Genomic DNA, 25,152 nt, shown 5'->3' with positions numbered 1-25,152 from the left:
AGTCTCCTTTATTTTACAAAATGAAATGCAGACTTAACGATACCTACTACTCTTTCTAAATCTGCGATGGTCATTTTCGTATCTGATGGTAAACAAATTCCTCTATTAAATAAATCATCACTTACACTTTCTTTCGTTTCAGCTGTATAAAATGGGTACTTTTCAAAAAAGGGCTGTCTATGCATTGGTTTCCATACATTCCTTGACTCAATTCCTTCTTTTTCGAGCATTTCAATTAACTGTATTGGCTTTAATCTACTTTTTTCATCAAGTGTAATCACTGATAACCAATAATTTGGTTGACCATACTTAGCAATTGGCATCATTTGTATCTCGTCTATATCTGCAAATTGTTGTTGGTAAAATTGATATATCTCCCTTTTTTGTTGAATTCGTTCAGACAAAATCATTAATTGACCACGACCGATTCCCGCTAACACATTACTTAAGCGATAGTTATAGCCGAGTTCTTTATGCTCATAATGGCGTTCTTTTTCTCGTGCTTGAGTCGCCCAAAACTTTATTCTACTGAGTGATTCTTCGTCATTTGAAACAATCATTCCACCACCAGATGTTGTGATAATTTTGTTTCCATTAAAGGAAAAAATACCAAACTGTCCAAATGAGCCAGTTTGTTTTCCTTTATAAGTTGCGCCTAATGATTCTGCTGCATCTTCAATAATAGGAACTTGGTATTTATGACAAACTTCTAGTAATCTATCATAATCTGCACTTTGACCGTACAAATTGACGACAATGACTGCCTTTGGAAGTCGATTTATTTTTTTAGCGATCCGAAGTGCATTTTCTAACGCAATAGGACACATATTCCATGTTTCACGCTCCGAATCAATAAAAACAGGTGTAGCATTTTCATAAATAATAGGATTACAGCTAGCTGCGAATGTTAATGAAGAGCAAAAAACAATATCACCTTTTGCAATATTTAATGCTTTTAATGCTAAATGTATAGCAGCCGTTCCACTTGATAATGCAACGGCAGAATTTGTTCCGACCAATTCTGCAGCTTCTTTTTCAAAGCAATCCACGTTTTCACCTAAAGGTGCAATCCAATTTGACCGAAAAGCTTCATTCACATAATCTAATTCTTTTCCGCTCATATGTGGTGAAGATAAGTAGATTTTTTTCATACTTGTTCAACCTCTGTACTTTCGTTCCCTGCGAATTTACTCATCGAAACACTTCCTTCTGGATTAATATCTGATCGTTTAATCACTTTAAAAAGTGTCATAAATAGAATTTTCGTATCTAGCATTAAACTAAAATGGTCCACATACCAAACATCTAATTTAAACTTTTCATTCCAACTAATATTGTTTCTTCCATTAACTTGTGCCCAACCAGTTATACCTGGCTTTACTTCGTGCCGACGAAATTGTTCCTCTGAGTATAGTGGCACATATTCGACTAGTAATGGTCTTGGGCCAACTAAACTCATGTCTCCTTTTAAGACATTAAATAGTTCTAACGTTTCATCAAGCGAGGTCGAACGAATAAAGTTTCCAAATGGGGTCATACGTTCTTCTACCGGTAACAAATTACCATCAGCATCTTGCGTATTTAACATAGTCCGAAACTTGATCAGCTTAAAAACTTTACCTCTTTCTCCGACTCGGTCTTGTTCAAAAACAATTGGGGAACCTAATTGAAAATAAATAAAGATTGATACAATGAGTAAGACTGGTGCAAGTGTGATTAAACCAACTAAAGATACAGTAACATCTATGATTCTTTTACACTTTAATCTTATTTGCATTTTAAACTCCCCTTGGATTCAAATAATTTATTCCAATTAACTAGTCATTTTAATAATTGGTTTACTGTTTACACTGCTTACTAAATATTGTTTTAGTTCATTGTCTGAGCACTCTTGTAGCTTATTTATAAGTTCTGTATACCAAAGATTAAACTCACTTGGTTGAATAGCGCTTTTACCACGGTAGATTTTAGGGTAAATTTGTTCATCATGTACTTCATCACTACCAAGTAATTCTTCAAATAGCTTTTCACCTGGACGAATACCTGAATATTTAATGCCAATTTCCTCTATATCGTATCCAGACAAACGAATTAAGTTTTCTGCTAAATCTTTAATCTTTACTGGATCACCCATATCAAGTACAAATATTTCTCCACCATTTGCTAGCGTACTTGCTTGAATAACGAGCCTTGAAGCTTCGGGAATTGTCATAAAGTATCTTTCCATGTCTGGATGAGTAATTGTGATTGGTCCACCTTTTTCGATTTGCTTCTTAAATAGTGGTAAAACACTTCCTCTACTTCCTAGTACATTTCCAAATCGGACAGATACAAATTTCGTTTTACTCGCCTTATCTAAGGATTGAACGACCATTTCAGCCATACGTTTCGTGGCACCCATCACACTTGTTGGGTTAACGGCTTTATCACTTGAAATTAATACAAACGTATTTACTCCAAAACAATCCGCTGCTTCGGCCATATTTTTTGTACCAATTACGTTATTTTTAACTGCTTCATTCGGATTCTTTTCCATTAACGGTACATGCTTATGAGCTGCTGCATGATAAATGACTTGTGGTTTATGTTTCTCTACTACTTCAAATATTCTTTTACGGTCTTGAATATCTGCAATCTCAGTAATGATATCTATTTCACCTGCAAGCCTATGTTCCAAAAGCTCCATTTCAATTGTATAAATGCTATTTTCACCATGACCTAATAAAATGAGCTTTTGCGGTTTATACTTTATGACCTGCCTACATAGTTCAGATCCAATTGACCCACCTGCTCCAGTAACAAGAATTACTTTTTCTGAAAGACTTTCAAAAATACCTTTTTCATCCAATTGAACGGGATCTCTTCCTAGTAATTCCTCCACAGAAACATCTCGCAATTGTGTCATACTTACATTTCCATGAACGATATCATCTAAGCTAGGTACAATTTGTGTTTTCACACCTGTTTGCAAACAGGTTTGATAAATATTGCTTAATTCACGAGCTGTTAAGGATGGAATTGCAATGACAATATGCTGAATATATTTCTCTTTAATAATTTGTTCGATATCTTTCATTTTTCCAGCGACAGGAATATTGAATATTTCTAATTTCTCTTTTTTCTCACTTTCATCTATAAATGCTACTGGAATTAAATCACAGTTTTTTTCAATCAATAATTGACGTGCAAGTATTGTCCCGCCAACTCCTGCACCAACAATAAGCGTATTCTTTTTAGTTGGTGTAATCTGATGATTGGTTTCATTGATTAATCTCCAAATCAGTCTTGATCCACTTAAAAATATAAAATAAATCATCCATGTAACAATAAAACTTCGATAGAACACAATTCCTTGTAAGAAAAATAGAATAATAAAAGAACCAGAAACCGAGTATGTAACAGTCTTCAGAAGATCAACTAACTCACTTAAACTGGCATGTTCCCAAGCTTTCCTATACATACCAAATTTAAATGAAAATACATGATGTAATAAAATTAAACAAGAGGCACCAATGAGTAGCTTAGGTAGTTCTACTAAACTTTCATTTACATATAAAAATAAATGACTAACTAGGAAAGCAAATAGAATAATAAAAGAGTCAATTACTACTAACATAGAACGCCGTTTCTGATAACTCATTTGTCCCCTCTCCTTCTTAAAAAGAACCTAAAAACATCAAAAATGTTGTAGCTTGTACCATATTTTCCCCATAGCAAGCATTTCTCTATAAAGAACTGAAAATTAATATATTCTATTACTCAGAACGTAAAATATTCTTATTAACAAACAAAAATAAATCGTTTTTTAAATGCTATTTTTCACCCCCCTTATATTTATATCGATTTACACTTTCTTAGGACTGTTTCTATTTTTATTTATATGACAAATCTTCCCTAATAGACTTCAATAATCAACAGATTTCTCTATAAACCTACTTTACTTATCAAAGATAACAAGGCGATTGCTATCCTTTTTTGAAAATGTTTAGGTTTTCATTGTAAGACGATTACTTAATGTTTTTGACAAATAAAAAAACCAGATGCCAATAAAGGCATCTGGTTTATGAAACGACTATTTACTTCTGTACAACTACTCTCACAGGTGTACTTTCATTCCCTTGTAGATCAATTGCAATAATTAAAAGAACCGTTCCTATTTTTTGTCTTGGAATCTCTAATGTGAACTTTCCTTTTGAATCCGCAGTATCAGCACTAATGATTTCATCACCAATTTTTACTACTACTAAAGAATTCACTTCGGCTGTTCCCATAATTTTTTTATCATTATCTTTTACAACTCCCTTTACAATCGGTGAATCTGGTGGAGTTGTGTCTACTACAGTTACATGAGTCACAGAACTTTTGTTACCTGCATTGTCGACAGATACAATTGATAAAATTGTTCCTATTTTTTGTTTAGAACTTAATAAAATAGAAAAGCTTCCATCTTGATTCGCTATACCCTTACCAAGAATTGTACTTCCTACTGAAACAGTGATTGTTGAGCCCGCTTCTGCTTTTCCAATTACTGTACTGTAATCTTTTATCTCAGATACAACAGGCGCAGCTGGCGCAGTAGCATCAATAACAGTTATATCAGTTTGAGTACTTCTGTTTCCTGCTTTATCAACCGAAACGACACTGATTACTGATCCTGCTTTTTGTTTCTCACCAATTGAAATGTTGAATTGTCCATCTTGGTTTGCTACACCTTGACCAAGAATATGATCTCCAACAGAAACGATAATTGTTGAGCCTGCTTCTGCCTTACCTGAAACATTTGTTTCAAAATCTTTCACATCATTTACGACAGGTGTTGAAGGTGGAGTTACGTCGATTACGATTACCTCTACAACGTCACTAACATTACCATTTTCGTCAACAGCTGTTACCTTAACCTTTGTATCTGCAGCAAGCTTTGTAATATTCATTTCGAATTTACCTGTACTGTCTGCTGTAGCATTTCCAATTTCTAAATCCTCTACTTTTGCAGACACTTTAGCTCCTGCTTCAGTTGTTCCGCTAATTGTTACATCTTTATCATTTAAAGAATTAACGTGTAAGATTGGACTAGTTGTGTCAGATCCTACTAATTCCTTTGTATCACGTACACGAATACGGTTACCATCTGTAAATTTACCAGATAAACCAACTGCTTCTAAAGTATCGCCTACTTTTAGGTCAGGTACAGGTCCACTTTGATTTGTAATGTATCCATCCGTAAATACAAGAGTATCTCCTGAGCCATCATTAATGATATAAGAATTTGCATCATACTTAGATACTACTTTACCTTTCACTTTTACAAGAAGTCCTTGGTTTTCTTCCGATGTAGCAGCACCAGTCGTCACTTCCTTAGGTGCAATCGGCGTCGTCTTACCAACTTTTATGACATCTGTAGCGAAACTATTAAACTCAAATTCTTTATTATTCTCAAACGTTTTGATATGGCCGTAAATTCTAACTTTATCACCGACTTCTAAAGATCCTTCTGGTGCCTCTTTAAATGCCATGATGCCACCTGTTTCATCTTGTACATAAAACGCGTCGAAGAATACTCCTGCAGCAGTCGTTACTGTTCCTTCAATTACTGCTTCTTTATCTTCTTCAAGCTTACGTACATCACCAATATTAGAAATCTTCGTTTCACGATGAGCTAACCAATTGATGGCATTTAGTGAGAATTCATTATTACCTTTAGGTTCGTATGACTCATCCATTTGTTTATCATTAAAGATATTCATTCCTGAAACGATGATACGACCTTTTTCACCGATTTCCTCAGATGCGATTAATGGAATTGCTGATCCACCTTTTTCATCTGAAACATTATCATATGTGTATCCACCTTTAATATTTCCTTCATAAGTTGTTTCGTTTCCTTTACCAAGGATGACAACTTTACCACCTTCGACAAGTGGACCGTTATTTTCTCCGGCAAGACTTACTCCACTATAATAATCAAGGAAAGAGACTCTGTCTGTAATATAATTTGACACTAAGCCAGGGTGAATTCTTACTGCATATGGTGATACTTTTGGGTCACTCCAGAAGTTACCTGACTTACTATCATCAAATACTCCGTCATTATTAATTCTAATTTTCGTTCCAATATCAGCTAGTAACGGATTACTAATTGTTGGATCTGAACTGTTATTACTCTTACTTGTCAGTAATAAAGAACCACCATTCTTCACAAAATTAGCAACCGCTGTTCTTTCGTCTGCTGATAAAGCTGTTCTAGTTGAAGTAATCATTAGGATTTGAACATTACTTAATACAGCATCTGTTAAAGCTTGTTTATTTTCGGCAACTGTGTAACCTTCTTTTTGAAGTTGAACTGTATAAGCTTTTAAATTATCTTTATACGTTCCACTATCACCAGAAGTATTTTCATTACCGTGATATGCATCTATTAATACTTTAATACCTAATGGTTCTTTTATTTTAACTGGTAAGTTAAATTTAACATCACCAATATCAAGACTATCTAGTGAAGTCACAACTGCAATTATTTGATGGTCTCCGACGAGTGGCGTATTCCATGTCGCTGTTGCTGTTGCTGAACCTTTTGATAGGATTGATGAAATATTATTTGTTCCAATAAAGTTGTCTTGTTTCACTTCATCATAGTAAAAATCTACTTTTAAATTGTTAATTGTTTGCGTTCCGTTATTAGCAACTGTAGCTTTTAAAGTCGCAGGATTACCTCCAACAATAACATCCCCAACAATATCAATTCCGCTCACTTTTACATCTACTGATTGTTCTTTTGACCAAATAGGAGAAGAATAAATTCTTTCACCATCCATTTGAGTAACTTTTACAACGAACCATTGTTGTCCACTTGGAACAGTAAATGTTGGTTTCCATGTAAAATCCTTCGTCATTGGTTGAATTGAATCTACTACTTTACCACCATTTGTGATTAATTCTACTTTCGCAATACGATCATCAGATTGGTAGCTTGATGAAAGATAACTATAATCGCTATCTGTACGTGATTCCGTTACCAAATCACTACCAGAAATATTAAAATTAAGTGTTTTACTATCAACTGTTGATCCCATGTAGTAGCCGTTTGCTAACACATCTAAAGTAAAGTTAGGATCTTCTTCCATGTAAACACGCATATTTCTCATAGAATGCATTAATGAATCTTGTGAAAGATCATCTGCAACGATAACTGTACGCGCATTTGTTTGTCCCCATGAACCTTCATGGTTATCTTCACCGTATGTTGGTGCTACATGCCATCCTAAATCTAATGTTGAGTAGAACTTTTTATCAGCATTTGCATATCCGTAGTGACCTGAACCATTACCTACTTCAAGCATTGTGAACAATTTATCTACTTTAGCGTCATAAGGTTTAAAACTATTAAATGCATTTGCTGACATATCTGGATGGTTAAACTGACCAACAATATCATCATAAGTTAGTACCCAAGAGTAATACTTGTTTAAGTCTTGGTACTGTTTTCCATTGATATTACGGTCAATAAAGTTTTCAGTCCCAAAAATATTTGAATGTCCCCATGTTGTAGAAGTCATTTCAAATGCCGGGAATACTACATAATCACCGTTTTTTGTATACTGTTTTGCTAAATCCTTTGTTAACTGCCATTGTTCTCCGCCAGTTCGTTCTGTCATACCTTTACGGTCAACATTATCCGTACCAGCAAGACTTGCATCAATATCATGCGAGTGATCTGAGAATGCAAAGAAATCATAATTATGTGCTTTACCTGCTTTTAAAGCATCCTCTGGTGTCCCTGCACCATCGTGTGAAATATTCGTATGATTATGTGTTGTTCCACGATAATGTTTACCACCAGTAAAACGTTTAACAACTTCAAACGTCCATTGTTTTTCATTACTATTACCTTTGCTATCTTTCGCCGATACCTTTACAGTATGATTTCCAATTGAAAGATCTTGGGTTACAGCATATTTAACTTGGCTTTTATTAATTGTTGCCGCTGGAGATTTAATTTCAATCCCATCAACCCATAATTGAACAGTATCAACATCTACACCACTTGGGTCATTCATTAATACAGAAATTTCCGGTTGTGGAGTTTCAACTTTTGATTGGTCCTGAGGTGTTTCCCCATTAAAATATGGACCTACTAAATCAGCTTTTAAAGATACTTTATGAGGTGTAGTACTTGAACCAGATGTGACAGTTCTTGCACCTGCAATCGCCTCAATATAGTACTCAAATCCGTTTGAAGGAACGTCCTTCGCTTCTAACGTAACTGTGTAGCGTCCTTCACTACCTTTTATCATTGGTAATGCTGTATAAGTTGTACCACCTGTTGCTCTATAGTAAACTTTTACAGATTCTGCACCATCAACAGTTGCTTCGAATTCTATATTTGTATCTTTATAGTCTTCGGTAATAGGCGTATGTGTAATATTTAAAACAGATGCAATATCACTTTTACCACGTGGATACACTTGGTAACCATTCGTCGCATTTGCATTAGTTGTATATTGTCCTAAAATTCCCGTAATCGTGTATGTTTTGCCGACCACTAAATCAGTATCAGGTGTAATACCTGTATTACTCATTACTCTTAATGTAGTTGCTTTATTATTTTCATCAACGATCGTTACATTGTAATTTGGTGGTGTACTTGCAGTTGCTGATACTTTTCCAGTTAGTGTTACTAAGCTACCTTCAAGAGGTTCTGCAACAGCAAAAGTAGTTAAATCTAAAATTGTCACATCTTTTGCAACTGGTACAGCATTACCTTCATCTATTTTCACAATACTAGACGTATCAAATTCTGTTAATCCATTGTAATAAATGACTTTACCAGTCACACGTATTTTGTCACCTTTAACAACCTTAAACCCAGGGTCATATGAAGTACTGAATACATTAATCCCACCTGTTGCATCTTGAAGATAGAAGTTTTGCTTCTGTGTTCCAAGAATACCGTTGTCTACAGTTACTACACCCTCGATTGTATAATACTTATTCAGATTAACTGGTTTCCCAGTTGTCGCATCCGATTCACGTACAACTTTTACAGGTGTAACTTGATCTGTTACTGTTTTTGTAACTGATACTGTCGAACTTTCAAGTTTGATCCCTTTTGCACTGCTTGATTGCTGTGTTACATAAATTGTATTTGGTGCATTATTAATCGTAGCTGTAAAAGCACCTGTTGCACTTACTTTTACTTCTTGATTTAATAATCTTTCAGAAATAGTAGCAGTATCATTTGGATAAATATTAATAATTGAAGATGCAACTCCTGCACCGTTATTACCAATTAATGTACCTACCCCATTACCATCTACCATATAACTTAATTTCGATCCATCTATTGAAGCGCTTTCAATTGCTTTTTGTATTTCAATTACATCACTTTCTTCTTTAGCTGTTTCAGTAGCACTTACAAATACTGAAGTTAAGTCCCCAGCAGAAAAGTTCACTTCAAAACTGCCATCAGCAGAAGCAACGATTGTTGATAGTTTAGTAGTTTTTGTAACACTATCATATATATTTACTGTTGCACCGTTTGGAACAGCACTAGTAAGACCACTTACTTTCCAGTCAGTACCTTGTTTCGTCAATTGAATATTGTTTCCAATTGGTTGTAAGCTCGTGTTTGAAACCATTGGAGCTTCAGTTGGGCTTGCTGTGTTTTTTGGTACAGGTGTTGCTGCTACAAAATCCTTAGCATTATCATCCGTATCCCATGCATTTCCTTTTCCACCACCCGGGGAAACGTTTGCATATGGTCTACGCTGAGCACTCGTCGTGCTTGTAAGAGACGGATTTGTGGGACCAGTCCCTTCAAATGCATTTGTTCCACTTCCATAACCTACAAAATCAATAATATTTGTTCCTGTTGGATTTGTACCTGAAAGTGCACTATTATTGTTTACTAATGCTACTTTTCCAGCTCCTCCTGCCATCGTTAAAGAACCAGTATTATCAGGAGTAGGTAAAGGCTTATCCTTTACTGTAGTTCCAGCTGCTTCTTGTACTAAAAAATAACCATTAGCTTTGATCGTTCCAGTTAAAGTAGTTAATGTCCAACCACTTCCTGTTGAACTAGCGTATTGAACCGACCAATTATCTAATACAACATCACTGTCAGTTGGATTATAAAGTTCAATAAAATCATTTGTATATGTAGCTCCTGTGTTTCCTCCGCCACCATATACTTGACTAATTACTACATGATCAGCGATTGCTGCTTCAGCTCTATTCACTAAACCGCTCGGTAAGAACGTGCTTGTTAATAGTAAAGCTGATATGACCATGCTCGTCCAACGCTTAATCCTTCTTGTTTTTAACTTCATTTCATCAACATCCTTTAATAAATTTGGTGAAATAATTATTGCTAAAAAACAGTATTTTCCCTTTCTCTATAAACGTGTAATATATCAGTAATTTTATAAAGATATATCGCCTAGAATATTATATGAAATTTTTAAAAGTAAAGAAATAAGTTTATTTTAAAATTAGTTTACATTTTCTGTAAATTTTAAATTAATACTATACAAACTCAATTATTCTATGATTATATTAAGTGGGTTTATGATTTCCTTTTTAATATATGAATCTAATGAAAAGATTCATTTACTGAATACTTTAATAGAATACAGGGGGATACTTCGGTGCTTCATTATTTTGACAAGCTTATAAAAGCTATACAAAGAAAGAAATCGAGAAATCTATTTTTACGTTTAATACCACTACTTTTACTTTTATTTATAACCCTACCACAAAACGCATCAGCACATAATTATAGTGCTAGTTTTACGAATATTAAGTTTGAAAAAGAACAAACTGAAATGACATTCGCAATTGATTCAATATCTCTTATTGAATTAATCAATGGTATTGATCCAAATAATAATTTTAAACTAGAAAAAACAGAATTAAAAAAAGAGGAACACCATTTAGAGGAAATTGTTACTGAAAAGCTTTCTCTTGATAAAAATAACGAAGAACAAACACCAACAGTTAAAAAAATGAAGAAGATTAAAAAAGAGGATGTAGAATATATAGAGTTTAAAGTTCTCTTCCCTGCATTTGCTCCTGGGGACACAATCAGTTTAAATGATGGCTTTTACACAGGTGACTCAGGAACGACAAATTATGTAAATCTATTAACAGCTACTTATGGATCTGAAACGAGCCAAGCTGCTTTACAAGGGACAAACAGAACATGGACAATCCTTTTAACAGAAGCTCAGCAAGATCAACAAACAACCGATGGACAAGCACAAGATACAAAACAAGTAAGTGATACTAAATCTGCAGAAGATACTTCATCTTGGCTATCATTTTTCAAATTAGGGATGCTTCATATACTAACTGGATATGATCATTTATTATTTTTATTTGCATTACTACTAAGCAGACAATCTTTAAAACAATTTATCGGAACAATCACTGCTTTTACAATTGCACATAGTATCACCTTGACTTTAGCAGTATTAGGAATCGTTGACCTACCATCTAAATTTGTTGAATCAGTGATCGCACTAAGTATTTGTTATGTTGCTATAGAAAATATATTGAAAGAAAAGATTAACTATAGATGGGCAATTACATTTATATTTGGATTAATTCACGGGATGGGATTTGCTAGCATTTTAAAAGAAATGGAACTTCCGAAATCAAATCTAGCTGTAGCATTATTAAATTTCAATCTTGGAATCGAGTTTATCCAACTATGTATTGCACTATTGATCGTGCCAATCTTATTGAAATTGCAAGTTCTTTCAAAATACAGAAGTTATGTAAAAATAGGTTCAGTTTTCATTTTTATCCTAGGTCTGATTTGGTTAGTTCAGAGATTAATGTAAATAAATACAAAAAAGGGCTATCTCATACGTCAATTCGACATGAGGAGCCCTTTTTCGTTTATATATCTAATTTGTTCATTTTTTTACTTTTAAATACGATGTGTTGATTTCCACTTCAGGCTGCTCGCTTTCCGTGGGGCGAGAGCTGAGCCTCCTCGGCAAGCCTCCGGGGTCTAACCTTCCCGCTATTCCCACAGGAGTCGAGCTGCCTTCCGTTCCAATCACATTCTTTATCATTAGTGCACTCTAAGATCATCGACTCAAAACCGTACTCATTAAAAATCGATAATCTTGAATAGTTTAGTTTATATCAAAATCTTATTTTAAAGCATATTTGTAACTAGCACCCTCAACAGCAGCGTCATTTGCTTTGTGGTCTACTAATTCTACTTTAATTTCATAGACTCCTACTGAAGGAAGTTTCATTTTAAATGGAACTGGATAGCCTTCAGCCATTTTTAATAGTGTTAAAGAAAGATCACTTACTTCACCATCTTGTGGTACATAAGCAATACCTTGGCTATTTGTTGTTGATTGAAGTGCATAGCCTGCTAAGTAGCCAAATGTTAAATTCTTAACTGGCGCACCGTCTTTTGTGATCAATACTTTAAATTTAAGCTCTGAACCTGCTGGTCTTGTAAATGTTTCAGGAAGCTTTGCATTTACGATGAACTCTTGCTCTGTGTTAAATGCTAAACTTGTACCACCTAAATTTACAGCGATAAATCCAGCTGTAGTTTGAGTTGACTTAATTGATGTAACAGTTTTACCAGAGCCATCCTTCACTTCACCAACAAATGTTACCGCTGGTTTAGCAGTTAAATCACTTGATGCTTGCTCTTCAAGTGTAAGCGTTGTCACTAATCCTTTTGAAGAAGCGTTTGTTACCGTGTATCCGTCTACAGTAAAGTCAGCTTTATCCACGCCAGATACAAGCTCTGAGAATTGTACAGCAACTGCATCTAGCTTACCATTTTTATTCATATCAAGTGTTTGTACTTTAGTAAGTGTTACAGCTTTTGCAGCAACTTTAAAGCTAACATTTACTTTCGTTGTAGCCATTACTTTGCCTTTATTATCTTTAACTTTTGAAACTGTTAGACTTGTAGTAAATGATGCAGTTCTTTTTTCAACACCTTTAACTGTTAAAAGTGCTTTATTTCCAGATAACGTAACATTTGTTACTGAAATCCCACTGTTTTTAGCAAATGAATAACTGTTCACTTTCACTGCAGACTTTTTATCTACAGCTCTGTTAAATTCAACAACTACTGTTTTTGTATTCACCGCTGTTACTTTTTTAACTGTTAATTTTGGTTCTTTCACTGATTTAGCACTAATTACAGAAGGTGTTAAGGCAGATGCTACTAAAGCTGCTGACAAAGATGTCATTAGTACATTACGTTTAGAAAATTTTCTTTTCATACTAATCAATCACTCCTAAATGTTCATTAATTGCTAGAATATACCAACTAAGTCGATTGTATATGATAAAGAAAATGCAGTCTACTAATTTTTTTATTATTTTGAATAATTAAAATACTAATATAGTTATTTAGTTCATTACTTCTTTATATTGGAAGGAAGACATATAAAAAAGCTATTATCGTTAAAGATAATAACTTTTTACTGTTTTTGCATTCTACGTATTAACTACTGTACCGACCAAAAATGAGTCTCGAAACCAGCTAGATCATGGTATGGATATAGAGGTTTTAACTGCTTCGCTTTTGTCCATAAATCCTTTGTTTTTTCCAAAGACTGTAAAGACTTTTTATAGTTTTCATCTACTGTAATATAATTAACGTTTCCTAGATGTTGCAGTGAATAACCTGTAATTTCTTCAAAAAATGTCTTACTAGCGTAGTCTAAAGGATCTCCTTTTACAATATAATTTGTAAAGATTGGTTTGAATAGCGTTTGAATATTTTCAGTTTTCGTATGAAGTTTTTTCGTTCCATTATCTAATAAAACACCAAGTGAATTAAATGTAACTCCTTGTACAAGTGGATGGTCTTTCATTTTTTGATCCTGCACCAACTGATAGCCTATATACTGTGCCAAATACCCACCAAATGAGTGCCCGGTTACATAAACACTCGCACCAGTATTTTCTTTTTTATTTAATATTTGCTTTACCCATTTATATGCTTGCTGAGCTTGTGCATCAACCACGACGGGTGATGCATTTTCTGGAGAATCAAAACCAATTAACCTCTGATATATATCTTGTAAATTTATTTTCTTTAAACCACTAAATGCAAATAAAAGACTATTGTCTTTCGTATTTTTTAGGGCAATTGCTGAAAAACCGATTTGACCAGCTGTTAATGAAACTAACTCATAATCACTTAACCGATCATGCATTTCAGTATAAAGTGGTTCAGCAACACCTTGGTGTTCAGTCAATTGCTTTCCTAGTTCATTTTTTAGAAAAGGTTCGTAAGATAGCTCTGCAGCTGTTAACAATACTCCATCAGGTATTTTATCTAAAACACTATCTGGTAATTTTTCTAGAACCCTTTGTTCACTACATCCTGCTGATGTAAAAAAAGTTAATACTGCTACACAAAATAAAACAACACGAAAGTGATAATTCATGAACAACCTCCTTTCCGACAATCTCTCCCTCCATATTATGTCCACGACCATTCGACATGTTCATCTTTTTCCCAAAAAAGACTAAAATTATACATGTTTTTAATTGACAATTTTACTTTTTAAATGATATTATAAAAATTTTGTTATTTCATTAAACAATGTTATACTTGATTTATCATAGGTTTTTCGGAGGTGGATACATTGTTCAAAATTGGCGATCAAATAATTTATCCCATGCAAGGAGCTGCAGTGATTGATTCCATTGAAGAAAAGGTCATACAGGGTGTAACACAGCAATATTACATTATCCATATGCCTTCCAGTAATATGAAGTTAATGATTCCAAAAGGAAATGTTTCAAGAACGAAAATTCGATTAGTAGAAGATCACGACCACCTAGAAACAGTATTAGATGATTTTTCAAATGGTCATCCAGATGACTCATTATCATGGAAACAAAAGTATGATGTGAATATGAAAAAACTCAAATCGGGTGAATTGCTAGCTGGCGCACAAGTTGTACGTGATTTAACATTACAAAGTAAAGAAAAACCTTTAAACCCAAGTGAGAAAGAAATGCTCGACACTGCAAAAAGAATGTTTGTAGGAGAATTAAGTTTAATTAAAGGTATTTCTCAACTTGAAGCGACTGAATTAATTAATGAGGCATTAAAATAAATGAGGAAAAGAGCTGAAACCGGCTCTTTTTTTTATGTATTTTAAATTATCTTGGGACGTTCGTTAAAACTGTACAGTAGCCCTCCTACTTGTCTTCTACTCTCCTGGGTATGCCTATCATCTATATGAATCTCAACAATCTAATAACAAGTCCTTATTTTCGTTTAGCGACAAAAAAAAGACTGTTAGCATAATTGCTAACAGTCTTTTATCTCATAAGTGAGAATTATAATTTAACTACGTTTTCAGCTTGAGCGCCACGGTTACCTTGAGTGATCTCAAAGCTTACTTTTTGGCCTTCTTCAAGAGATTTGAAACCTTCGCCTTGGATAGCTGAGAAATGTACGAATACATCGTCTCCACCTTCAACTGCGATGAATCCGAAACCTTTTTCTGCGTTAAACCATTTTACTGTACCTGTGTTCATAATGCGAACCTCCATATATCCTGTTTTTTTTACACTTAATGAGTATTGTTAAGAAAAAATACACACATTATAACAGGATGAAAATTCGTCCCTTTTAACACATGAATTGAATTAACCAATTCTTATTAAGTATGTAGTTATTGTATCATAGATTTTACTGAAAAACAAATTGTGTTGAAATTTTAAAAAAATAAAGTCCTATATTTTAATATAGGACCTTATCAAACCCTTTATTTTGCTGGTTCTGCAGCCAGTATTAATCCAATTGGTAAGTTTTTCTTCATAATACTATTGAAGTATGAATGTGGTACAGGTTTATTACCTACATATGGAGAAATTTCAATTGTAAATCCTGGACGTTTTTTTACCGCAACGTACAAATCTTTATAACCTCCGCCTCCACCTTTAGCAGGTGCAACAAGACTATATCCAGTTTGCTTTGAAAGTTTAGTAGCAATCGCTTTATCTCTCGTAAATTGACTACCTTTTTGATTATAGTGCCAAAAAATAATATTGCCAGAAGAATGATATGCAACGGTATTTTTAAAGCTGTGTTTATTCGTAAAATCATATAAAGCCTTTACTTCTGGTTCACTTAAAGGTTTACTGCCTTTATGGTTATCCGGTCCTGGTTTAGGTTTATTTCCACTAATTTTACTCCAATTAGCTGGATATTGACGATTTAAGTCAACACCACGAATATTCGCTTTCCAAGCCTTAAAGTTTTTGCTTCCATTATTTAGTTTGATCACTTGACTTGGATTTTTGGCACTATTTGCACCTTCTTGTACTAACATAACCCCATCAGGGTTCACCATTGGTACAAAGTAAATAGATGTTCTAGTTAATAGTTTCTTTACATCATAGCCATTTATTTTTGTATTTTTTTCATAAGCATTCGCATATTGATCAAGCATTTCCATTAATACATTAGTTGTCATATGCTCACGGGCATGGTGAGAGGCATTTAAACTAATCTCTTCTTTACCTGTTCCAAGTTTAATTGCATAAAGATTTCTTCCATCAACTGATTTGCCTATTATTTCTACCTTAGTAAATGAAGGATACCATGCATTTAATTCCTGTAAATCTGCAATCATCTCATTATAGCTATAGTCACCGGATGGATTCACATAGTTATTTGTCTTAAGTGAAAGATTCGTTTTTGTAATTAATCCCGTATTCCCGCCAATTTTTACTACATAAAAAGAACCATATTCACCTTTAATGTCTATTTTTTGACGAGCCGGAATCTCTGCTATGATATATGATTTATTTACTGCATTTACAATTTTAGTTACTCGTTTCGTCATTCCTACCTTTATTGAAACTGCTTTTACAGAAATTGTTGGTACAGGTAGTTTTCCACCTTGTACGGGAACTGTATTATTTTTTTCTATATAAGCTGTTGTATTTAAGTATTGAATAATAAGGTATTGATCTTTTTCTCCTATTTTTTCAAATAAAGTATTACTTTTTACAATCCCTTTATTTACTAATTTACCATTTTCATTTAGTAATAGAGCTGTATTTGTCATCACCTTAAATATTTTTTCAGTTGGATGAATCTCCCACAATGTAGCGTCACGAACTTTACTTTTTAAAACAGAGCCTAGCGTTTCGTTATACTGTACAAAAAACACTTCTGCCTCTTCTTTTTCAACCTTCAATAATTGATTAGCCGGTATTTGTACAGTTGTAACTTCACCAGTTTCTGGATTTTGTACTGTTAGATTAGCTACTTCTAATGTAATCACCCATTTTTCTGGTACCACTTGTCCTGTGGAAGTTTCCGCAAATACATCCTTAACCATGCTAAATGTTAATAAAAACGCGATAAAACTTATAAAAAACTTTTTCAAAACTTTTCACCTCTCTAGTTAGTTATTACAAAGTTGTCAATTAAAAACGAAAAGCCCCCTGCTTAGGGAGCTTATATTTATATGTCTAGTATTCTATTACTTTATGATTCTTTTTGCTCCAGTATATTTAGGACCCCAATAGCCTCCGCTTAGAGAGTCAATTTTAATTCCTTTACTACTTGAAGCGCTAATGAATTTATTATTTCCAACATAAATTCCAGCATGTGATATACCAGATTTGTATGTATTGCTGAAAAACACTAGATCGCCTGGCTCTAGGTCATCTTTAGATACTGTTTTACCAACACCATATTGATCAGAAGAAGAACGTGGCAAACTAATTCCCGCTGCTTCTTTGTATACATAGCGAGTAAATCCTGAGCAGTCAAATCCATTTGGAGTTGTGCCTCCGTAAACATAATCTACACCTATATGTTGTTTTGCTTCATTTACGATATCATTACCATCCATAGTTGCGGCTGATGTTTTACTAAGAGGTTGTCCAACTAGGAATAGGAAAATTACTGAAAGTAGTATAAAACCTTTTTTCATTCTTTTCACTCCTAGACATGTATGTTTCTACTTTATATACCAATTTATCTGATAATTCGATAATATCATGTTTTTTTCTCCCTTATGTTACAGCTATATTACAAGTTGTTTACCATTTATTTAAATACACCAGTAATTTACAAAATTAAGCAGCATCATTAGTCAATTTTCTATTGAATCCTACTTTTTTCATGACTTTTATCTCATTTATTTCATTTTTCATCATATGTAATGAAGGAACTTATACTTTTTCCTTTTCAACTATGTGTAACGTATCTGTTTAGGGTATAATTACCAATAAGAATGTTACGAGTTAGGAGGCAGAGAATGCTTCAACGTGATTTAAGTAAAGATGTGATTTATGAACTCTCATACTCGCTTTTTTCTAAACTTTCTCCACAAAATATGAGAGATGCGGAGCTTGTTGAAAGTGGCTTACAGCTTTATCGACAAGGACAGGTTTATAATGTTTCAGTTAGAGACGGTAGAATTGTCGGAGTGGTAGAAGAATCAGAACAAATTCACTTACCAATTTTACATATAAATAATCATGATCAAAATGGATGTGATTGTTACGAAGCACCTCCATGCCAACATCAGATTGCACTACTATGCTACGCAGCTGCATCATTTTCTTTGGTCGGAGATATTTTGAGGAAATTTAAGCAGTCGACTTTGAAAAGTATCCCAAATATTATGACAGGTCGACAATTGTTAGATCAGATGAATATCATTCAGGAAGATAAACCAAAAGAAACTGTTGAATTATTTGAAAAGAAATATAAGGAGTATATTGAACAACAACGAACATCATTTTACCAAGATGTTTATTTTGTGTACCCCTTATATGAACGGTTTTATCATGGATTATTAAATCAACAGCCTCGACAAGAAAAGGAAAAACTACAGTATCAGCTACTGGCAGCCATTTTCACGATGAATAAAATGGTGAATCAAATTGAAATTCAAAGTACAGTTTATGACAATGCTCAATTACCAAGAGAAATGACAATGCTAGAAAATCAAATAGAGGCCGTAAGTAGACAGTTACATAATATTACAGGCGGTTCCGTTTCACATCAATATGAGGATGTGTTAAGACAGCAGCTAAAATCTTTACTATTCGATCGAAAGCTTTGTTTAATACCGAGATATAATTCTTTCCGTCATGTATATAAGGAATTATTGAATAATGAGAAGAAATTACGTCAAGATTTGGAAGATTTTTCGAAGATCCCAGAAGATTACTATGTTGACTTAGGCATGGCCCAGTTGCATTTTTTATTAAAAAATGATGACGATATGCTTACCATTTTAAAAAAATATAGTCAGAATGAGCGTACTTTGTATAGCTTTACTTATTGGATTGAAAGCTTACGCAAAAATAATGAAACTGAACGTCTTTCAAATTTTTTACCTTTATATTACGAAATGCTACTATACTATCTCCAACATGGAGATGATGAATATGCAAAGAGCACTTTTGCAAAACATTTTCTATCACATTATGAATACAATAGCTTTTATACAAATCAAACGGCGGGATTAGAAGTCGTTTATCAAGCGCTTCTTCCTTATAGTGAGATGCAGTATACAGATTATTTAATGCATAATCAGGAGTATAAGCGTTGGACTGAATTACAAATGTATTTATATTCTTATCATCCTGAACAAATAGATAAACATGATTTACAGGAAGCACATAAGCATGACCCACAATCTGTTCTTCCGATTTATCATCACATGGTTCTATATTATATTGAGCTAAAGGGTCGTTCTAATTATAAATTAGCAGTTCGATATTTAAAGAAACTGAAAACTAATTATAAGAAATTAAAGCGCATTGATGAATGGAATGATTATATTCAATATATTGAATCTCAATTTATTCGTTTACGTGCACTTCAAGAGGAATTAAGGAAAGGAAAATTAGTCAATGAAGCGACTAGCTAATCTTAGTGTTGCAGTAAAATGGGTAGAGAATAAGGGACTACTCATTTATGGGATGCAAAGCCACGGTGGCATTTTACCGGTAAGCGTATGGAAGCATCTATTGTTTCAGTGGCATGTTCCTTCATACTATGGGACTTTACTACAATCTAGTCGAGTTGGACAGATTGAGGGTATTCTTTTAACTCCTATTGAAGCACTGACTTTTTTCAAAGAGCATCATGAGAATTCATTAGTAGAAATAACTTATCTTGATGAAGCAAAAGAATTTCATCAAACGATTTCACAGCTTTATCCTTCTTTTCATGAAGGGCAGGTTTCACCAAGCTTTGCACATTATCAAGCTGGAAATGAATTATGGAGAATTGATGGGACCGAGCTTTTGGAGCCTACTGTACAGGAATTAGTATCTGCGGCAATTAAGCAACAGTTTGAGATTGGATCAATTCATTCAAAAAAGTGGGAGATTGCAAGAGGCCTATATCATAATCCTACTTATCTAAAACAACAGCTTACTCATAGTATTGACGAGGATGACTGGCATGTGAAAATCGGACTTAGAGATGATGATGTTCCATTCTCAATTCGTTTAGTACTTGAAGAACCGATGAGTGAGCATGATGACTGGCATTTACGTACATATTTAATAGATGAACGAAAAACGATCAAGCCATATGAATATAATGGACACCCATCACTCCATAGTAAGCATGCATCATATGCTGAATATTTGGATCGCACGTTTCAAGGTGTTGGATTACTTGTTCCTACTTTAATTGAAGACAATCTACCAAGAAACATTCTTTCAGAGCAAGATGCTTGGACATTTTTAACGGAAGATAGTGAGAAGGTACTCTCTGCAAATATTCAAGTACTGTTGCCAAGTTGGTGGCAGGCTTTAAAACAAAACAAAATGACGCTAAAAGCAAGCGTTAAAGGCAAACCTACAGGAAATTCATTTTTTAATATGGAAACACTGGTTGATTTTAATTGGAGAATCTCTACAAATGGAATGGAGCTTTCTGAACAGCAGTTCCAGCAATTTGTTGAAAACCAACGCAGATTAATTCAATTTAATGGACAATGGATTGCACTCGATCCTGCCTTTATTGCAAGAATGAAGAAAATGATGGCAAAAGCAGAAAAGCAAGGGTTACGATTTCATGAAGTACTTCAGCACGAATTGCTTCAAGGCTCTGAAAAAGTCGAGGATGACAATTCACCGTTTGCAGAAGTTGAAATTGAAGTTGATGATGTTTTCCGCGAATTAACGAAACGTCTTACTTCTATTAATGATGTCCCTGAGTTAGAAAAGCCACCTGGACTTCAAGCAACTTTACGAGCATATCAACAAAAAGGATTTGAATGGCTTATTCATTTAAAAAACATGGGATTCGGTGCATTACTTGCAGATGACATGGGACTAGGGAAAACCATTCAATCGATTGCATATTTAGCATATAGAAAAGAACATGAGGAACAACGAGGTGCTTCTTTAATTGTTTGCCCAACATCCGTGATCAATAACTGGAAAAGAGAAATCGAAACTTTTTATCCAGGTTTAACGATTCATGTTCATTACGGTGGAAATCGCCTAAAAGGATCTGACCTTCTTTCAATTGTTAGAGATGTTGATATCGTCATTACTTCCTATGCTTTAAGTGTGCTAGATTATGAAGACCTTAAACAATATGCATGGAAAAGTATCATTTTAGATGAGGCTCAAAATATCAAAAATCCGACTACGAAACAATCTCGAGCAGTCCGTGGACTAAAAGCCGAGCATCGTATTGCATTAACTGGTACGCCAATGGAAAATCGCTTAACAGAGCTATGGACAATTTTTGATTTTATTAACAGAGGTTATCTTGGTACGTTAAATCGATTTGTTGGAAATTATGTCAATCCAATTGAAAAAGATCGGGATGAAGAAAAAATCAGTGCAGTTCATCGATTAATTGCACCTTTCTTACTTCGACGAACGAAACAAGACGAGGATGTTGCCTTAAATTTACCACCGAAGCAAGAGCAAAAAATGCTATGTCCATTGTCGGTTGAACAAGCTGCATTATATGAACAGGTCGTTCAGGATAGTTTAAAGCAAATTGATACTTTAAGTGGCATTGAAAGACGTGGACGAATATTGTGGATGTTAAATAAGCTGAAACAAATTTGTGATCATCCTTCATTGTTCTTGAAAGAATCTCAACTTGTCGAATTTGAAGACCGTTCGAGTAAGGTTGAAAGGCTGTTTGAATTAATTGATCCTATTTTGGAACAAAAAGAAAGCTGTCTCATCTTTACTCAATATGTCAGAATGGGTGATATGTTAAAAGAAGCCATTCAATCAAAATTTGGAGAAGAAGTACTTTTCTTAAACGGAAGTGTACCAAAAACTGCTCGTGATCAAATGATTACTCGTTTTCAAAATGGTGAAGTAAAAATATTCATCCTTTCTTTAAAAGCAGGTGGAACTGGGTTAAATTTAACAGCTGCAAACCATGTCATGCACTTTGATCGTTGGTGGAATCCAGCAGTAGAAAATCAAGCGACAGACCGAGCTTATCGAATTGGCCAAACAAAGTTCGTTCAAGTTCATAAGTTCGTAACGATCGGTACACTAGAAGAAAAAATTGATGAAATGCTACAACGCAAACAATCATTAAATGATACGATCATAACTAGTGAACAATGGATTACCGAACTATCAATGGACGAGTTAGCTGAACTATTGGGTGTTTAGTAGGTTATAATCAATGTTGTACTTATAAAGGGGCTGTCTCATAAGTCTATTTGACATGGGGCTCCCTTTTTTATTGTTTTAAAAGAGGAAAGCGTTGATTTCCACTTCAGGCTGCTCGCTTTCCGTGGGGCGAGAGCTGAGCCTCCTCGGCCCACCTCCGGGGTCTCAGCCTTCCCGCTATTCCCACAGGAGTCGAGCTGCCTTCCGTTGCAATCTTATTCTTTATCTTCAGTGCATTCTTAAATAACTTCTTAAAACAATAAAATAAAAATGTGATACTCTAAATAGTCTAATTTTAAAATTAAAATCCTTTTTAGGCACTTCCTTAATTATTTTAAATTCATTTAAAGAGAACTAATTTTCAGTAACTACACACAACAAAACAACAATAATGAAAAGCCTGCTATAACAATGCGAATTGGTATGCAAATATACCCCTTTAATAAATTATTTACCTTACCTTGTGTTTATTTATTGTTTTATCAATTTATACTCAAATAGCTTTCTCTTTAAATAATAAACAAAATAAAAAACAGACCACTAGACAGGTCTGTTTTCTATTTATTATACCGATTGCATTTCTTGAAGGCGTTCGATATGATATTTAGCTTCTAATTTACAAGAGTAAGATGGGTCTTCCACTTTTAGCTCTTTTACTAGCTGCTCGATTTGTTGAATTTGATCTTCTGTAGGATCATCATTCAATATTTTTGTAATATCTGCGTTCATTTTTGTAGCTAATTCTTGGTGAAACTGTTCACTATTCAAGATTGAATCTTCAACAGTTGATTGCCATGAAGCGTGTTGCTCATTGTAACTTTTCCACTCAGCTAAGAAATCATCCCAGCTATACGCTTCTAAATCCCACTCTAAGTTCCTCATATATAATTCAAAAGCAGTTTTGATAGAGTTGGTAATGCTAACTTTCGTACCACGTGGTAAATCTTTGAGCATGATGTACATACCCCCGTTTTAAAATTTTTGTAAATTCTCTAAGGTGTATTTTTTGATAACATTGTTATAATACCATAAAATGACGAATTACAACAAAATAATTTAAATTATTCTACAATTTACACGTGGTATGGCAAAATCAAGAATCGTTTTTTTGAAATAATTGGTAGGGCTAGAAATTTATTCTTACTTTAATGCAAATGTTAATTCAACTTCACATGCAACTTGACCATCAACTGTTGCTACGCCTTTACCTTTACCAATTGGTCCACGCATTTTCACAAGTTCCACTTCAAGTCTTAGTGTATCACCAGGTACTACTTGTTTTTTAAATCGGCAATTATCGATGCCCGCAAAAAGTGCAAGTCTGCCTTTATTCTGCTCTAAGCTTAATGCAGCAACTGCTCCAACTTGTGCAAGAGCTTCGACGATCAATACGCCTGGCATTACAGGAAATTCTGGAAAATGACCATTAAAAAATTCTTCATTTGCTGTTACATTTTTTAATCCAATTGCACGTTTTCCTTCTTCAAGTTCTACAATTCGATCAACTAATAAAAATGGATAACGATGTGGAATAATCTCTTTAATTGCTTGGATATCTAACATTTTATTTATTCCTCCTAGATCAATTTAACTGATTCGTACAAAAAAGAAGCAAGTCTTAAGACCAGCTTCTATTTTTTATAAGTAATATACTATCTTATTTTATTATTTAACGCAATCCATTAATTAATCCGCTCATTTCGTCAGCCATTGTAATCGCACGTGAGCTGAATTGATAAGCTTTTTGAGTAATTGTTAAGTCAGTCATTGAAGTAGCTAAATCGACATTCGATTGTTCTAGCGCGCCACCCATTGTACTCACTTGATTTGCATTAATTGGACGAACTGTTTGTCCAGCAGTTGCTGCAGGTGAAATACGGTACAAATTACTGCCCGCACTTTCAAAGTTTTGTGGTTTCAAAACATTTACTACGGCTAGCTGATAGTTCGTTCTTGTTCCATTTTGATTTGTTACTGTCAGACTACCCTTTTCATTAAAAGAAAAGTCCTTTGCATTACCATCCACAATAATTGGACCATTCGTCCCTAATACTGGGTGTCCCTCACTTGTAGAAAGCTGCAATCTAGAACCATCACCGTTTATTGGTAATAATTGAAACGATCCATCTCTTGTATATCTAGTTTCCGTTCGGCCATTTTCAGTTACATTTACTTGAAAAAATTGATTTTTTTGAACTAAAGCTACATCAAGCTTTCGTTCCGTTCGTTGAATTGCACCAGCATCCAATTGTAGTGCTGTATGAGCAAGCTTTGCACCCACTCCATAACGAATTCCATAAGGTGTGTTACGTCCCACCTCTTGATCGTATCGAGTTTGATTATCATACTGCTGAGTAAGCATTTCACTAAAGTTAGTATCACGACGTTTATACCCTACAGTGTTTACATTAGAAATATTATTACTAATTACATCTAATTGATTTTGTAATTGTCCCATTGTATTCGATGCGATTGTTAGCATGCGATTCATATAATTAC

General features: G+C 34.1%; 16 protein-coding genes. 4 read left to right on the top strand and 12 right to left on the bottom strand.

Translation table 11 applies throughout. The annotated features are described in order from the left end of the window. Positions 1–8: 8 nt before the first annotated feature. The 4 genes from ACX6U0_RS13670 to ACX6U0_RS13655 all read right to left on the bottom strand — a co-directional run bounded on the left by ACX6U0_RS13670 (position 9) and on the right by ACX6U0_RS13655 (position 10,325). Entirely contained in the window at positions 9–1,151 is a 1,143-nt protein-coding gene (locus ACX6U0_RS13670; RefSeq protein ID WP_464960452.1) for a DegT/DnrJ/EryC1/StrS family aminotransferase, read from the bottom strand. Then, complete coding sequence (locus tag ACX6U0_RS13665) at positions 1,148–1,777, bottom strand: sugar transferase (RefSeq protein WP_464960451.1); 630 nt, start codon at positions 1,775–1,777, stop codon at positions 1,148–1,150. Before ACX6U0_RS13665 ends, ACX6U0_RS13670 begins: the two co-directional genes overlap by 4 nt. A 36-nt stretch (positions 1,778–1,813) precedes the next feature. Beyond that, positions 1,814–3,640 (bottom strand): polysaccharide biosynthesis protein, encoded by a 1,827-nt coding sequence (locus ACX6U0_RS13660; RefSeq protein WP_464960450.1) that lies wholly within the window; start codon positions 3,638–3,640, stop codon positions 1,814–1,816. 436 nt (positions 3,641–4,076) lie between these two features. Next, positions 4,077–10,325, bottom strand: a complete 6,249-nt coding sequence (locus tag ACX6U0_RS13655) for an Ig-like domain-containing protein (protein WP_464960449.1) — start codon at positions 10,323–10,325, stop codon at positions 4,077–4,079. A 318-nt stretch (positions 10,326–10,643) separates the two neighbouring features. Between ACX6U0_RS13655 and ACX6U0_RS13650 the strand changes: the two genes are divergently transcribed. Beyond that, on the top strand, positions 10,644–11,840 hold the full coding sequence (locus ACX6U0_RS13650) for a HupE/UreJ family protein (RefSeq protein WP_464960448.1): 1,197 nt from the start codon (positions 10,644–10,646) through the stop codon (positions 11,838–11,840). A gap of 318 nt (positions 11,841–12,158) precedes the next feature. Here ACX6U0_RS13650 and ACX6U0_RS13645 read toward each other — a convergent pair whose 3' ends face one another. Both ACX6U0_RS13645 and ACX6U0_RS13640 read right to left on the bottom strand, forming a co-directional pair. Further along, positions 12,159–13,265, bottom strand: coding sequence for a hypothetical protein (locus tag ACX6U0_RS13645; RefSeq protein ID WP_464960447.1), 1,107 nt, complete (start codon positions 13,263–13,265; stop codon positions 12,159–12,161). Positions 13,266–13,493: 228 nt separating this feature from the next. Further along, the gene (locus tag ACX6U0_RS13640) at positions 13,494–14,441 is read right to left on the bottom strand and encodes a lipase family protein (RefSeq protein WP_464960446.1); all 948 of its coding nucleotides are present in this window, start codon (positions 14,439–14,441) and stop codon (positions 13,494–13,496) included. Positions 14,442–14,633: 192 nt separating this feature from the next. Between ACX6U0_RS13640 and ACX6U0_RS13635 the strand changes: the two genes are divergently transcribed. Then, the gene (locus ACX6U0_RS13635) at positions 14,634–15,119 is read left to right on the top strand and encodes a CarD family transcriptional regulator (protein ID WP_464960445.1); all 486 of its coding nucleotides are present in this window, start codon (positions 14,634–14,636) and stop codon (positions 15,117–15,119) included. Positions 15,120–15,345: 226 nt separating this feature from the next. Here the strand turns inward: ACX6U0_RS13635 and ACX6U0_RS13630 are convergent, their stop codons facing one another. From ACX6U0_RS13630 to ACX6U0_RS13620, 3 genes are all read right to left on the bottom strand, one after another. After that, complete coding sequence (locus ACX6U0_RS13630; protein WP_056469390.1) at positions 15,346–15,546, bottom strand: cold-shock protein; 201 nt, start codon at positions 15,544–15,546, stop codon at positions 15,346–15,348. Positions 15,547–15,776: 230 nt separating this feature from the next. Then, entirely contained in the window at positions 15,777–17,408 is a 1,632-nt protein-coding gene (locus tag ACX6U0_RS13625) for a M14 family metallopeptidase (protein WP_464960444.1), read from the bottom strand. Positions 17,409–17,504: 96 nt separating this feature from the next. Then, positions 17,505–17,960, bottom strand: coding sequence for a C40 family peptidase (locus tag ACX6U0_RS13620; RefSeq protein ID WP_464960443.1), 456 nt, complete (start codon positions 17,958–17,960; stop codon positions 17,505–17,507). A 327-nt stretch (positions 17,961–18,287) separates the two neighbouring features. On the opposite strand from ACX6U0_RS13620, the gene ACX6U0_RS13615 reads away from it, so the two are divergent. After that, complete coding sequence (locus ACX6U0_RS13615; RefSeq protein ID WP_464960442.1) at positions 18,288–19,913, top strand: hypothetical protein; 1,626 nt, start codon at positions 18,288–18,290, stop codon at positions 19,911–19,913. Continuing rightward, a complete protein-coding gene (locus ACX6U0_RS13610; protein ID WP_464960441.1) occupies positions 19,897–22,653 on the top strand; it encodes a DEAD/DEAH box helicase in 2,757 nt (918 codons plus the stop codon). The genes ACX6U0_RS13615 and ACX6U0_RS13610 overlap by 17 nt, the downstream gene beginning before the upstream one ends. 564 nt (positions 22,654–23,217) lie before the next feature. On the opposite strand, the gene ACX6U0_RS13605 is transcribed toward ACX6U0_RS13610, so the two are convergent. The 3 genes from ACX6U0_RS13605 to ACX6U0_RS13595 all read right to left on the bottom strand — a co-directional run bounded on the left by ACX6U0_RS13605 (position 23,218) and on the right by ACX6U0_RS13595 (position 25,144). Continuing rightward, the gene (locus ACX6U0_RS13605; protein ID WP_192603549.1) at positions 23,218–23,607 is read right to left on the bottom strand and encodes a hypothetical protein; all 390 of its coding nucleotides are present in this window, start codon (positions 23,605–23,607) and stop codon (positions 23,218–23,220) included. A 186-nt stretch (positions 23,608–23,793) separates the two neighbouring features. Further along, positions 23,794–24,216 carry a 3-hydroxyacyl-ACP dehydratase FabZ gene (fabZ, locus tag ACX6U0_RS13600; protein ID WP_088001322.1) on the bottom strand — a complete coding sequence of 141 codons (423 nt, stop codon included), beginning with the start codon at positions 24,214–24,216 and terminating at the stop codon, positions 23,794–23,796. Positions 24,217–24,322: 106 nt separating this feature from the next. Continuing rightward, a complete protein-coding gene (locus ACX6U0_RS13595) occupies positions 24,323–25,144 on the bottom strand; it encodes a flagellar hook-basal body protein (RefSeq protein WP_464960440.1) in 822 nt (273 codons plus the stop codon). Positions 25,145–25,152 lie beyond the last annotated feature (8 nt).

Source organism: Gottfriedia sp. ABJ_BB2_2 (assembly GCF_055484705.1).
The sequence above is the reverse complement of the archived record's forward strand: the minus strand, read 5'-3'. Positions and strand labels throughout refer to the sequence as shown.